The organism is Pseudanabaena minima str. Chao 2107 (assembly GCF_051131155.1).
GTDB lineage: Bacteria > Cyanobacteriota > Cyanobacteriia > Pseudanabaenales > Pseudanabaenaceae > Pseudanabaena > Pseudanabaena minima.
This window is the reverse complement of record NZ_CP159508.1, coordinates 2,620,288-2,633,609: the sequence shown is the minus strand read 5'-3', so window position 1 is coordinate 2,633,609 and position 13,322 is coordinate 2,620,288. Positions and strand designations below refer to the sequence as shown.

Below are 13,322 nucleotides of genomic sequence, written 5' to 3'. Positions count from 1 at the left end.
ATGAATTTAAGTGACAAGCAAGCCGAACATGAGTCAATATTGATTGCAGAGGACGTTAATGTTTTCTACAGTTCAAATACTCCAGCCGTGGCAGGAGTAAATCTAGAAATTTACAAAAATCAAATTACGGCTTTCATTGGTCCTTCTGGCTGTGGCAAAAGTACAATTTTGCGATGCTTTAACCGCCTTAATGATTTAATCGAAGGTGCGAGGGTGAAAGGAAAAATCACCTTCAATGGTCATAATCTTTATGATCCGAAGATTGATGCCGTGGCAGTGCGTCGTCATATTGGCATGGTATTCCAACGTCCTAACCCATTTCCAAAGTCAATCTATGAAAATATTGCCTTTGGTCCAAGAATTAATGGCTTTAAGGGTTCTAAGAAGGACATGGATGATTTGGTGGAAAAATCATTGCGATCAGCAGCAATTTGGGATGAGGTAAAAGACAAACTGAATGAGAGTGGTCTGGCTCTTTCTGGTGGACAGCAACAACGTCTTTGTATCGCTCGTGCGATCGCCGTTGAGCCACAGGTAATCTTGATGGATGAGCCATGCTCAGCGCTTGACCCGATCTCCACCCTTCGCATTGAAGAATTAATGCAGGAATTAAAGCAAAAATTTACGCTGATTATCGTGACCCACAACATGCAACAAGCATCGCGATCGGCTGATATGACTGCTTTCTTTAATACCGAGCTTGCTGACAATGGCAAGCGGATGGGCAAGTTGGTAGAAATTGATCGTACTTCAATTATTTTCAGCAGTCCGAAGCAAGTAGCCACTGAGGAATACATTAGCGGCAGATTTGGATAAAATCTAAAGCTTGAGATTAACATAGAAAAAGGGAGCGCGTTGCGCTCCCTTTCTTTGTAAGCAAGAGGGTTTTGAGGTTAGATGGTTTTAACAAGTACTGAAGCGATCGCTGGTCAATACTGGCTGTGGCGAGAACAAAAAATTTATTTTGTCAAAGCGGGAAATAATGCTCAGCGTCCACCTTTGCTCTTAGTGCATGGGTTTGGCGCATCCACCGATCACTGGCGCAAGAATATCTCGGAACTTAGTCAAGAGTTTGAAGTATATGCGATTGATTTGTTAGGCTTTGGGCGATCGCAAAAGCCTGCATGGCAATATAGCGGCTATCTTTGGCGGGATCAGCTCCACGATTTTATTACCGAACAAGTTAAACGACCAACCGTAATTGCGGGCAATTCCCTTGGTGGTTATTCTGCGTTATGTGTAGCTGCCGATTATCCGCAATCAGTAGCGGGTGTGATCTTGCTCAATAGTGCGGGACCATTTACAGATACTAATCCCCTTGGGGCTAAAAAAGTCAATCCAATCCAAAAAGCGATCGCCCCAGCCTTGCAGAAAGTTTTGCGCCAGCCTTGGGCAAATCAATTACTATTTACCTTTGTCCGCCAAAAATCGCGCATTCGTAGCACCCTCAAAAAAGTTTATTTAGATCAATCTGCCGTTACCGATCAATTAGTCGAAGAGATTTATCGTCCATCTTGCGATCAGGGGGCTGCACAGGTTTTTGCATCAGTATTTAGTACTCCGCAAGGTAAAAAAGTCGATGAGTTGTTGGGAGCGATGACTTGTCCCTTAATGACGATTTGGGGTGAAGGTGATCCTTGGATGAATTCCCGTGCTAGGGGTGCAAAATTTCGTGAGTTTTATCCATCACTTACTGAGCATTACATTAATGCAGGGCATTGCCCCCACGATGAAAGTCCCCAAGTCGTGAATAAATTAATTCGAGATTGGTATGAATTAACTTTATAGTGAAAGAAAAGTTGGTGCAAAGCACCAACTTTTCTTTCACTATAAAAAACTAACGAAATGGCAACTTGGCAATGTATTAGTGGCTGTGGCGCATGCTGTCATCTCGATCCGAGTGAGCGCCCTGACCTTGCAGATTACCTCACTGCTGCCGAGCTGCAACAATATTTGAGCATGGTAGGTAGCGATGGCTGGTGTATTAACTTCGATCACCTTAATCGCAGTTGTGCTATCTATGATCAAAGACCTCGATTTTGTCGAGTGGAACCTGATACTTTTTATGACATGTTTGGTGTTGAGCCAGAAGAGCTAGATGACTTTGCGATCGCCTGTTGCGAAGAAAATATTGAGTCGATTTATGGCGATCGTTCATTAGAACTATTGCGCTTTGAGCAAGCAATTAGTGCTACGTGACAAAAAGAGATGGCGGCGCTTCGCGCCGCCATCTCTTTTTGTGACTGTGATCACCTACATATATATATGAGAGTCACATCTATCTACAGATACAAGTCACATCTGAAGCTTTGATTTTGGCGGAAACTTATTGTTATGGAGATAGTCCTAAAAGAGTGAATATACATCAAGTCAATCGAGATTTGTCATCACTCCAACAGAAATTACTTCTCTAGTTCTGTCCTTATTTCAATATACGCCTAGTAAAAGATCATGAATAACAAGAGTGTCATCAGAAACTTAGTCAACCGCGCTCTCCTCATCAAAAGACTTACTCCTGAACTGGAAAACATGATTAACCATGAACTTTCTGAGCAAGGATACATTACTGATCCTGATTACGAAGCTTTAGAATATCTCATGAAAGCTGTTGATCAAGGTAAAGTAAGCCAAGTTAGCTAATAATTGGCGATTATTAGCTAACTAAGGACTAGATTTCGTACTAAGGCTGTAGACTAGGATTGCAAAATTTGAAGTCTTGCATGTATGGGTTATCTGACCTATTCGAGCCTACATCATCAATTTCGAGCGCTACCTCGAAAGATGGTTCATTGGCTGCTGTTCTGTAGTGTGATGCTACTGATTGCGATCGCTGTAAACGCTTGCCAATCTGAGTCTGGCATAGTTCCTGCCCTACCACAGCATCCAAATATTCAAGTATTTTTTAATCAAAATCAGGCTGCTCGATATACCGATCCATATCGCAAAATCGAGCGTTTGGGGGACAATCTTGAAAGGGTAATGATTGATAATGTCAGCAACGCTAAATTTAGCCTTGATGTTGCTGTCCAAGAATTACGCTTACCAAATATTGCTAAAGCTATCGTCGATGCAAGATTGCGGGGTGTCAATGTTCGACTGATTCTTGAAAATAAATATAGTCGGGCTTGGAGCGAATTGACTTCTGAGGAAATTGAGAAGCTAAATCCCCGCGATCGCGGTCGCTATCAAGAATTTCAAAAATTTGCCGATATTAACAATGACGGTCGCCTAAGTGAAGATGAACTGGATCGTCGTGATGGTTTGCGGTTAATCAAAATTACCAATGTCCCTTGGATTGATGACACTGCCGATGGCTCGAAAGGCAGTGGGCTAATGCACCATAAATTTATGGTGATTGATGATCAGATAGTTTTATTTGGTTCAGCCAATTTGACCATGAGCGATATTCATGGTGATTTTACTAAACCTCAGACTAGAGGTAATGCTAATAATCTTGTGCGTATTGATAGCAAAGAACTTGCCGCAAGGTTTAAGAAAGAATTCAATCTGATGTGGGGGGATGGACCCAATGGTAAGCCCGACAGTTTGTTTGGCACTAAAAAACCTTCCCGTAAAATTGATTATCTAATTGTTGGTGGAGCGCAAATCCGCATAAAGTTTTCTCCAGATCCTGAAGATACTGCTCGAGAGCAAACTAGCAATGGACTAATTGCCACAGCGATCGCAGGAGCTAAAAAAAATGTTGATATGGCTCTATTTGTCTACTCCGACCAATTCATTTCCACAATTCTCGAAGAGCGCCAACGCTCAAATATGCAGATTCGAGCCTTAGTGGAACCACAATTTGCCTATCGTGATTACTCTTCTACCCTCGATATGTGGGGTTTGCAGTCTACTCAAGATTGTAAAACAGGGAAAAGTAGTGCATGGAAACAACCAATTAAAACTGTCGGTATTCCCAATCTTGTGTCAGGGGATACGTTGCATCATAAGTTCGCGATTCTTGATCGTAATCTAGTTTTGACAGGTTCACACAATTGGACTAATGCGGCAAATCATACTAATGATGAGGTTTTAGTTGCAATTCAAAATGAGACTGTAGCAGCCCATTATCAAAGGGAATACGATCGCCTCTATCAAGATGCTACCTTTGGACCTACTGCTAAACTAGTTCAGGCTACTTCCAAAAGCTGTGCTGAGCGGGTTAAAGGCACAACTAAGCAAAAGCCTGACGAGACGGAGTTTTAACAGCGATACTCATTATTAAACCGATTTTATTGTTTCCAGCGCCTTCGGCGCTGGAAACAATAAAATCGGTTTTTAAAAGCCGATCTCTATAACGAGAATTGCTGGAGTTTCAATCATAGCGATCGCATGGTGCTTAAGTTTTGTTAAGCTAGAGTGTCTGAAATTTTGTGCGCCAAGAATTGCGTTAATACAAATATGGTCAATCTGGTTCAAACCGTCAAACCCACGATCGCTTTCTCTCACTTGGGTTGTGAAAAGAACCGCGTCGATACGGAACACATGTTGGGCTTATTAGTGCAAGCGGGTTATCAAGTCGATAGCAACGAAGAGCTTGCTGATTATGTGATCGTCAACACCTGTAGCTTTATCGAAGATGCTCGCCGCGAATCCGTGCGGACATTGGTTGAACTTGCCGATATGGGCAAACGCATCGTCATTGCTGGGTGTATGGCGCAACATTTCCAACAAGAACTACTGGATGAAATTCCTGAAGCCGTCGCCCTTGTCGGTACTGGTGACTATCAAAAGATTGTCGATGTAATTGAACGTGCTGAGAAAGGTGAACGGGTCAAAGAAGTTACTCAAGTTCCTACCTATATTGCTGATGATACTGTGCCACGCTATCGCACTACCAATGAAGCAGTAGCTTATGTGCGTGTTGCAGAAGGTTGTGATTATCGTTGTGCATTTTGCATTATTCCGCATTTGCGCGGCGATCAGCGATCTCGATCAATTGAATCGATTGTGACGGAATGCGATCGCCTTGCGAGTGAAGGGGTCAAAGAAATTATCTTAATTTCCCAAATTACCACTAATTATGGCTTGGATATTTATGGTCAGCCTCGCCTTGCTGAGCTTTTAACTGCCCTTGGGCAAGTCGATGTGCCTTGGATCAGAATGCATTACGCCTATCCTACAGGTTTGACTCCGAAAGTCATCAATGCGATGAAGTCCACCCCCAATGTAGTTCCTTATCTAGATTTGCCATTGCAGCATTCTCATCCCGATGTATTAAGAGCAATGAATCGTCCTTGGCAAGGGCGGATCAATGACAAGATCATGGAGCAACTTAAGGTGTCACTGCCTAATGCTGTGACCCGCACCACTTTTATCGTTGGCTTCCCCAATGAAACTGAGGAGCAGTTTGAGCATTTATTAGAGTTCGTGAAAAGGCATGAATTCGATCATGTTGGTGTATTTACTTTTTCTGCTGAGGAAGGTACGCCTGCCTTTGATTTACCTAACCAATTACCTGAAGAAGTCAAACAAGAACGCCGCGATCGCATCATGGCTGCTCAACAGGAAATATCGTTCAAGAAAAATCAGTTAGAAATTGGCAAAACCGTTGATGTATTGATCGAGCAAGAAAATCCTGATACAGGTGAACTAATTGGGCGATCGGCAAGATTTGCTCCTGACGTTGATGGTGTTGTCTATGTCCGCGATCCATTGGGCAAAGCAACTCTTGGCTCAATGTTTTCCGTCAAGATCACCGCCGCCGATCATTATGACCTATTTGGCGAAATCGTCTAGGTTACTTACTTTTCAAGTTTCACAATAGTGCTGCCATTGTGAAACTTGATTTTAATTTTTACTGTAAATAAGAGGTGATAACAAATTAAGTAATGGCGTAGCCATTACTTAATTTAAAAACCTTACTGAGTTAGGTTTTTAATTCAAGAAAGTGTGTTAACACTTTCTTGAATTGGTATGAGAGCTATACCCAAAGGATTACAGCCTTGTTTTGGTATATGAAGCTACATGTTTTTTATCAAATTTATAGCTAACTGAGAAAAATAACTTTTATATAACTTTTTAACTTCTTTTTACTAACCTTTGTATATCTATTCAGGGTTTTACAAACTAGAAAAGAGTGAATAATTAAGAGCAAGAAGCAAGAAAAAAAGTTTGCGTTGTCGAGCAATCTGCATTCACTGCTATATCAAATACTAAGCCTTAGAAACCAGACTATTACCCTCTAAAAGAAGCGAAAAGGAAGAACAATGGATACAATTACTAAAGTGAATCAGCTATCCTTCCGCCAAGGTTTAAACAGCGAGACTGCTTTCACCATTAAACTGACTAATAGCAAGTTAGATAGCTTTGCAGGATCTGAACTGTTCAGTAAGGTTGAGTCTTGGGTTTCAGCTAATGTGATGATGAACAGCAAGGAAGTTCCAGTTTTGATTGTTGATATGGAAAATGTGGAATTTATCGATAGTCAAGGTTTACAAAAGCTAGTAGCATGTTTGAGACTAATGCAATCTCAAAAGAGCAATTTGTTACTTTGCTCTCAGCAACCTTCGGTTCGCCTTGTATTGGAAATTACAAGAGTTGATCAATTGTTTGCTGTTTTCCCTAGCGTTGATAAATTTATCAATCAGTTTGATAAGCCAAGACAAAGTTCTGAATATCTACTAGCTGCCTAGTGCCAAAATACAAAATAGATTAGCTATTTTGTGATTTAAAAGACTTTACAGTAAAAGCCATGCACAGCATGGCTTTTACTGTTTTAGTGTGAGTTCGATATAGTCATTTAACGCGAGTTCGATATAGCCATTTGCGGCGGGCTTCGCCCGCCGCAAATGGGGGAAAGTGGTAAGAATCGCTAAGCGATTCTTACCACTTTCCGCTTTCGTCGAACTGACGTTCATTTATACCCATTCACGAAAGAGTGGCAACACTTTTGTGAATTGAAAACCAAACCCAGAGAGGGTTTTAAAAGCACAAAATGGCGTAGCCATTTTGTGCTTTGGTATTACGGCGGGCTTCGCACGCCGTAAATGGCAAAAATGGCAAGAATCGCTTAGCGATTCTTGCCATTTTTTGCTTTCGTCGAACTGGCGTTATTTTAGCTCTGAGGTTAATAAAACAATAATTTTCGAGAAATAGTTGCTATGACAATAGTGGCACATACGACTAAAAACTGACCTGATAAAACTTGGACAGAATATTGCCAAAATGAGGATTGAATGGCACTAAAGTTAGGTATTTGGATTGCTATTAGATAGACGATGCCGACAAAATGAATTGCCAACAATCCGCCAAAACAACTGATTGCCATTTGTCCTAAACTTGGCGGTCTCAAAAAGGCGAGAAATCCACAAAGCCATCCACCCACCACAAAACCAAGTAGATATCCAAAAGCAGGAGATTTAAGGTAACTCAATCCACCACCTTGATAAAATACGCCAAATCCGCTTAAGCCCAAAGTAATATAAGTAATTTGCGACAATAGTGCAGCGTAGCGTCCGCCGAGACAACCTGTAAGTAATACTGCACCAATTTGCATAGTGACGCTGATTGATTCGATCGCAATATTATTTCCCTGACCAGTGAGGGATGGCAAGAGCATGGAGGGTTGAATGAACGTACTAGCTATTGTTAGCAGCAGTCCAGATAAAGCCCACATTAGCTGTAGCGGTTTTGGCACAAGCGTCTCAGTCAGAAAATAGATGCAATATAGAATCGTACATGAATTTTGGTCAAGAATTATAGGGGTAATGCCTAGCATCACCTCGATAATTCTTGACCGAAGGCAACGATCGCGTTTTGTCCGCCAAAGCCAAAACTGAAGTTAAGTGCATATTGCAAATTGGGAGAGCGCTCAACTTGACGAATAATTTGTAAATCAAAGGCAGGGGTTTGCATTCCTACGCAGGGTGGCAAAAGGCGATCGCGTAAAGCCAACAGACAAAATGCAGCTTCGATCATGCCTGTCGCTCCTAGCGTATGACCAGTGGCTCCTTTGGTGGCACTAACGGCGATATTTGGAAAAAATTGTTGAATTAGTTCAGCTTCACGCGCATCATTTAATTGTGTAGCCGTACCATGCACATTAATGTAACCAGCCTGATCCACAGTAATTTGCGATCGCCGCAGACAGTCTCTGAGGGCGATCTCTGCCATATGATTATCTGGATTAGGACTAGTAGCATGGTAAGCATCATTGGTAATTGCCCAGCCTAAAACTTTGCCATAAATATTTGCACCACGTTTTTTAGCTGAATCTAATGATTCCAATACTAAAACTGCCGCACCTTCTCCTAAAGCAAAACCTTCACGTTCTTTACTAAAAGGATGTACGCCAGATTTGGCTAATACATTAATTTTTTGAAATCCTGCGATCGTCAGTGGTGTAATAGCTGCATCAGTTGCACCAGCGATCGCTAATTCACATTGTCCAGAACGGATTAATTCACAAGCTTGGGCAATCGCCCAGTTTGCGGTGGCACATGCAGCCATCGGCGCAAATACTGGGGCTTGAGTTTGTAATAAATTCGCAATTTGGGCTGATAAATTTGCTGGCTGACTTTGCCACCATTGATTCTCACTTAAAAGTTTTTCAGGACTATCTAGAAGTAGTTCTAATTCTCTTTGATTACTACGACTAGAACCAATGACAACTCCGCAGTTAGGTAATGGAATGTCTAGATTTGCATCAGCGATCGCTTCTAAGGTCGCTTTTTCTAATAAATATTGCGATCGCGAAGAATGTGGATCTTCTAAAGCATTAATCCTTGCAATAGGAAGTTGTAATTGATGGTCAAACTTAATTCCTGATTCACTGGCTAGAAGCTTTTCCCAAGTAGTTTCGCGATCATCGGCGATCGCTGTCATCATGCCAATACCTGTCACAACGACCGTCTTGCCACTAACTTCTCTATCCCAAGATTTCATCGACAGTAATACTTACATCAGGAAAAGCAAGAATAGATAAATTTTGTCCACGATAGACTTTGAAGGTTTCTTGATAACCTTCAACAGTTGGGTATCGATAAACTTCTATACAAGCACTATTAATATCAACTAACCAAAATTCAGCAACCCCATCTTCAGAATAAAGAGGAATTTTTAACTCGCGTTCGCTATCGATGGTACTATCAGCAACTTCAATTAATAGCAAGACATCACTAAGTTGTGGATGTCCTGATTCATAGAAGTCATCTTGATATTTCAGTAACATTACATCAGGCTCAGGCTCAGAAGTATTATCCAAAGACAAGGGATTCTGAATCCGAATTACAACCTTACCTGTAAGTTTTGCCGCAAATGAATAATTACAACGATCTACACAAGCTGCATGTTTTCTCCCAATCGGTGACATTTTAATTATTTCTCCTCTAATTAGTTCTACGCGCTCACCATGAGCAATTACACCAGATGCAGCCATCTGATAATATTCTTTAACAGTGAAGAGGCGCTTAAGTACTGATGTCGTTGGCATATATTTACCTCCGTAGAACTGCTTTTATTCTAACCTTGAAATGTTTTACAGCGCCTTGCACTTAAGCCCAAACCAAGAGATTTTTGAAAATCTTTGCCTTGCAACATGTCTCAAAAATATCTTGTTGCTGTAAGAGAGTGTGACCCGAAGGGGCACATTCTCTTATGTATTATGGGAACCAGCGTGGAACTGTGCCGAACATTGGTAGTACTTCAGGTTGTAGAGGACTGGAACCTTGATTACTATTAATCGGCAACATAATGAGTTGGGTTGGTACTTGGGGAGTGCGAGAATTTCTAGATGCTTGAGCAGAGTCCTCTAAAATAGGTGGAGCATTAGAAGAGTCATTGCTATCGGGAATTGCAGAATTTAAGAGAATTGATTGACCATCAGGAGAAATATTAAATTGAACTTCCCTTTGTGGTGGCAGCTCTAAAAGTCTTCGTAACTTAGATGATTCTAAATCGATCACCGCGAGATATGGCTTCTCTCGAAAGATATTTTTTGCCGAGTCTTGTTCTACATCAGTTAACAAGCAATAAATGCTCTGCTCCTGCGGATCGAACTGAGCTGCAAGAATAGACCCATTAATTTTTGTAAGTTCTTTCTGCAATCCTTGGTTGTTTACCAGATATAGCGATCGCGTATAGTCCTTATTAAATTTAATTGTGGCAGCCTTCGTGCCGCTTCTACCGAAATTTAAAACTGTGCCAAATCTTGGGAGAAAGTCCAACGGTGGGGCTTGCGGCTCAAGGGGCAAAATCGCAACTCCTTCGCCTTGAGCGATCGCCACCGATGCGCTGTCGGGCGTAAACATAAAATCGCCCCCTGGCTGATTGTCAAGCGCTCTTGCTGGTTCATTCTCTTTGATGAGCCAGAGTCCATAGCGTCCAACTTGCTGACGGCTGAGACGCTGTACCAAGATGTTTTTGCCATCGGGGGAGAGATCGAATTTAAAGTTTTGATAGTCATCACTCCCAAGTATAGGTTTTATCTCTGGTGGATTAGATGTGAGCCTATCTTCGCGATCAAGCCCTGTAGTTACTGTATATATTTTTTGGTCAAGAAGGCTTTGCCCCGTCGTTTCAATCGCCCCAAATAAAATCTTTTGGCGATCAGGATAAATCCTAAAATCTAGAACTGTTAGGTTAGCAGGTGTTAAAACGCGCTTCTCCTTTTGTAGCACATTGTAAATTACAAGGCGACCCTTATCTTCTCCTTGCAAACCAATATAAGCAAAATATGGGTTTGGTGTTGTAAAGTTTCCTGTAAAAGGATCGATCGCCTGCTTCTTGCCAGATTCGCTTGCAAAGCGATCATAGGCATTTTCTAGTTTAACTGTATAGGATTTACCATAACTAGCTGGTGCTAGGGGCGTATAGGACATTCGTCTTGATGACCAACTGATTTTGCCTTCAAGGGGGGGGGCAAACTTAAGATTTTGTTTAACACTGTCACGATCCATTGGTCGGTTAAAAGTCAAAGAAAAAGAGATATTACTAGCATCAATCCTCTGTCCTTGCCAACTAAAGTCTCTCACCTGTGGGGCTGTGCGATCGCCTATCCACAACAATATGGAGATCGCCACACTGAGCACTGCTACTAAACCGATGGCATAGCGATCGAGCGGCTGAGAAAATAATTTAAAGCGAGGGCTAAGTTGCATGTCAGCTTATTTCCATCCATATACGCGAATATTATTGAAGTTAAGTGTATCAATGCCGATATTTTGTAAATAGCTTGCTAGCTTGAGGTCATCGGTAAGCACTAAGTAATTATCTTTAGCCATATTCACTATGCCGCAATCAGTTAATCCAAATTTCTGGAATTTATCCGTCGCAGCAATAGTATGACTGTCTGTGTAGATCTCATCTAATTGCACAATGTCTCTTGCGAATATAGAAAAGCATCTAGAGCGGTCAGGTTCACCTAACTGGTTAATAAGATTGCTAACTTCTGTCAAGATGTTTGGTGTTGTTAATATGCTAGGAAATTTTTTAAATATATAAACTAATAGCTCATAATCTCTAGGCTCAAAATTTTGTGTGCGGTTAAATTGAGTAATTCGAGCTTTATTGGTTGAGCCAACTAGCCATAAAAGGAGAATATTTGTATCAATTAAAATACCTTTTTGGCAATATCGGTTAACTAAATCTGTCGTAAAATCAGTCATACCTCTCGGATTTTCATCGACTGAACTTCGCCAGTAGTAGCATCTACAGTAAAGATTTTATAATGCCTCACAGAGCGAATTCCCATGCCATCTTCACTGATACTGTAGCCCAATGTAATCAGCCATTGAGATCGGTCATCAGACAATTCAACCTCTTCTAATCTTAAATCTCGTATCTGTGTAGTGTTGTCTTCTAATAAAGTTGATTTTATAACTCTTTGAAGCTCATGGAAGTATTTACTTGCTGCCTCAACAGCACCTTGTACCCCGATTCCAATCATTGTCGTATCCATATTTCTCTTTAACCTTCATGATTTTTTGAGTAAGCCTACTTATGTTAGCAAATCAATTGTTAACCAAATGAAATGATGAGATAGGAATCTTGAAACTTTGCGCCAGTAGCTTGTTTACCAGCTAGTTCACTAGGCAAGAAAATATTGCGGCGTTGATCGCCTGCTTCGATGGTGACTTCTGGTCCTAGCTGAATTAGTTTGACTTGTTTTTTATTAAAGGTTGGCAAAAATAACTTGACTTGCTTGGTTACTGCATTAATTTCAATAGGTTTTGGCGCAAGACTCGCAAGACGATCTGGGATTGTTAATTCTGTCACCTGATCGGGAATTTGACATACTGCTAAAGGTTCAAAATCTGCATCATTAATTTGCTCCCTAGCCATTACCCCACCAACGGTCAAGCCAATTTGCTGAGCGCTACCCCATAAATATTTTGCTGTGGCGATCGCGTAAGGATCACCAGTTGTGACTAGATATGCTGCCACACGACTAGGATCGTTTACTGCTTTTTGACCGCGAGTTAATACTGACGACATTTCTCCTGCCTGCTGCGAAATATCATCAGTGCTAGAGACTTGGAGAATACTCCTTAAAATTGGCTCGACAAATGGCGAAATTGCTTGCCCGATCGCAGATCCTGTTAGTACTTGTTTGAAACGGCGTAGATACCAGCCTAAAATCTCTGGCATTCCTAGCATTCTCAATGTTTCGAGATCGCCAACACCATCATAAATAATTACGTCATACTTACCTTCAGCATCACGCTCGCGTAAAAAGCTTAAACCTAAAGCTGCATCCATTCCTGGTAAAATCCCAAGCTCTTGACCATACACTTCTTTAAAAAAAGGAGTCCGCAAATACTGGGTTTCCAAGCCTTTCATCTTGTCCCAATAGCGTTCAAGCAGAAGTGTTGACTGTAAATGTACAGCCGCAAAATTTGGTGCAACTAATTGCGGATCGTTAGTTAAATCAGCACCAAGCCTCATGCTGAGGCTATCCCCTGCTTGCTGACCAACATATAAGACTTGTTTGCTCTGGGCGGCAAAAGCACGCGCAACCGCGATCGCAGTTGTTGTTTTGCCAACACCACCTTTACCGAGAAATGTCAGAATTAGGCTCATTGGGCTTCTGCACTAGCTTTTTTAGATGAGGACTGGGAGTGAAGTGAGGAACAATAACTTCAGGAATATTAATGGGCTGATGTGTACGAGGATGACTTCCTGAGCGGGCGCGACGATGGCGTACACCAAACTTACCAAAACCGCTTAGGGTTATGGATTGGTGATTGGATAATGCTTTGGTAACACAGGTTATTACAGCTTCGAGGCTAGCGGAAGCCATACTATAGCTTAGCCCATCAACTTCAGCCATCATGCCCCGAATGATATCTTGACGGTTAATATCTGCCATAGGGCTTATT

General features: G+C 41.5%; 16 protein-coding genes. 7 read left to right on the top strand and 9 right to left on the bottom strand.

Annotated features, from left to right (window positions below; all coding sequences use genetic code 11):
* The 7 genes from pstB to ABM313_RS11915 all read left to right on the top strand — a co-directional run bounded on the left by pstB (position 1) and on the right by ABM313_RS11915 (position 6,638).
* Positions 1 to 816 (top strand): phosphate ABC transporter ATP-binding protein PstB, encoded by an 816-nt coding sequence (pstB, locus tag ABM313_RS11945; RefSeq protein ID WP_434688254.1) that lies wholly within the window; start codon positions 1 to 3, stop codon positions 814 to 816.
* 81 nt (positions 817 to 897) lie between these two features.
* Complete coding sequence (locus ABM313_RS11940) at positions 898 to 1,788, top strand: alpha/beta fold hydrolase (protein ID WP_434688252.1); 891 nt, start codon at positions 898 to 900, stop codon at positions 1,786 to 1,788.
* A 57-nt stretch (positions 1,789 to 1,845) separates the two neighbouring features.
* Positions 1,846 to 2,199, top strand: coding sequence for a YkgJ family cysteine cluster protein (locus ABM313_RS11935; RefSeq protein WP_434688250.1), 354 nt, complete (start codon positions 1,846 to 1,848; stop codon positions 2,197 to 2,199).
* 252 nt (positions 2,200 to 2,451) lie between these two features.
* Entirely contained in the window at positions 2,452 to 2,640 is a 189-nt protein-coding gene (locus ABM313_RS11930) for a hypothetical protein (RefSeq protein ID WP_094528905.1), read from the top strand.
* 141 nt (positions 2,641 to 2,781) lie between these two features.
* Entirely contained in the window at positions 2,782 to 4,209 is a 1,428-nt protein-coding gene (locus ABM313_RS11925) for a phospholipase D-like domain-containing protein (RefSeq protein WP_434688248.1), read from the top strand.
* Positions 4,210 to 4,404: 195 nt separating this feature from the next.
* A complete protein-coding gene (gene rimO / locus ABM313_RS11920; RefSeq protein ID WP_434688246.1) occupies positions 4,405 to 5,742 on the top strand; it encodes a 30S ribosomal protein S12 methylthiotransferase RimO in 1,338 nt (445 codons plus the stop codon).
* A gap of 470 nt (positions 5,743 to 6,212) precedes the next feature.
* On the top strand, positions 6,213 to 6,638 hold the full coding sequence (locus ABM313_RS11915; protein WP_434688244.1) for an STAS domain-containing protein: 426 nt from the start codon (positions 6,213 to 6,215) through the stop codon (positions 6,636 to 6,638).
* A 75-nt stretch (positions 6,639 to 6,713) separates the two neighbouring features.
* On the opposite strand, the gene ABM313_RS11910 is transcribed toward ABM313_RS11915, so the two are convergent.
* The 9 genes from ABM313_RS11910 to ABM313_RS11870 all read right to left on the bottom strand — a co-directional run bounded on the left by ABM313_RS11910 (position 6,714) and on the right by ABM313_RS11870 (position 13,312).
* The gene (locus tag ABM313_RS11910) at positions 6,714 to 6,863 is read right to left on the bottom strand and encodes a hypothetical protein (RefSeq protein WP_434688242.1); all 150 of its coding nucleotides are present in this window, start codon (positions 6,861 to 6,863) and stop codon (positions 6,714 to 6,716) included.
* Between the two features lie 209 nt (positions 6,864 to 7,072).
* A complete protein-coding gene (locus ABM313_RS11905) occupies positions 7,073 to 7,621 on the bottom strand; it encodes a biotin transporter BioY (RefSeq protein WP_434688240.1) in 549 nt (182 codons plus the stop codon).
* A 101-nt stretch (positions 7,622 to 7,722) separates the two neighbouring features.
* Entirely contained in the window at positions 7,723 to 8,889 is a 1,167-nt protein-coding gene (locus ABM313_RS11900; RefSeq protein WP_434688238.1) for a beta-ketoacyl-ACP synthase, read from the bottom strand.
* On the bottom strand, positions 8,873 to 9,436 hold the full coding sequence (locus tag ABM313_RS11895) for a Uma2 family endonuclease (protein ID WP_434688236.1): 564 nt from the start codon (positions 9,434 to 9,436) through the stop codon (positions 8,873 to 8,875). Before ABM313_RS11895 ends, ABM313_RS11900 begins: the two co-directional genes overlap by 17 nt.
* A gap of 169 nt (positions 9,437 to 9,605) precedes the next feature.
* Complete coding sequence (locus ABM313_RS11890) at positions 9,606 to 11,102, bottom strand: Ig-like domain-containing protein (RefSeq protein WP_434688235.1); 1,497 nt, start codon at positions 11,100 to 11,102, stop codon at positions 9,606 to 9,608.
* Positions 11,103 to 11,108: 6 nt separating this feature from the next.
* The gene (locus tag ABM313_RS11885; RefSeq protein WP_434688233.1) at positions 11,109 to 11,609 is read right to left on the bottom strand and encodes a PIN domain-containing protein; all 501 of its coding nucleotides are present in this window, start codon (positions 11,607 to 11,609) and stop codon (positions 11,109 to 11,111) included.
* Positions 11,606 to 11,902: a hypothetical protein gene (locus tag ABM313_RS11880; protein ID WP_434688231.1), complete on the bottom strand. Its 297-nt coding sequence runs from the start codon at positions 11,900 to 11,902 to the stop codon at positions 11,606 to 11,608. Before ABM313_RS11880 ends, ABM313_RS11885 begins: the two co-directional genes overlap by 4 nt.
* 59 nt (positions 11,903 to 11,961) lie before the next feature.
* Positions 11,962 to 13,023 (bottom strand): Get3/ArsA fold putative tail anchor-mediating ATPase NosAFP, encoded by a 1,062-nt coding sequence (locus ABM313_RS11875; protein ID WP_434688229.1) that lies wholly within the window; start codon positions 13,021 to 13,023, stop codon positions 11,962 to 11,964.
* On the bottom strand, positions 12,995 to 13,312 hold the full coding sequence (locus tag ABM313_RS11870; protein WP_434688227.1) for an HU family DNA-binding protein: 318 nt from the start codon (positions 13,310 to 13,312) through the stop codon (positions 12,995 to 12,997). The genes ABM313_RS11875 and ABM313_RS11870 overlap by 29 nt, the downstream gene beginning before the upstream one ends.
* Between the last annotated feature and the right edge of the window lie 10 nt (positions 13,313 to 13,322).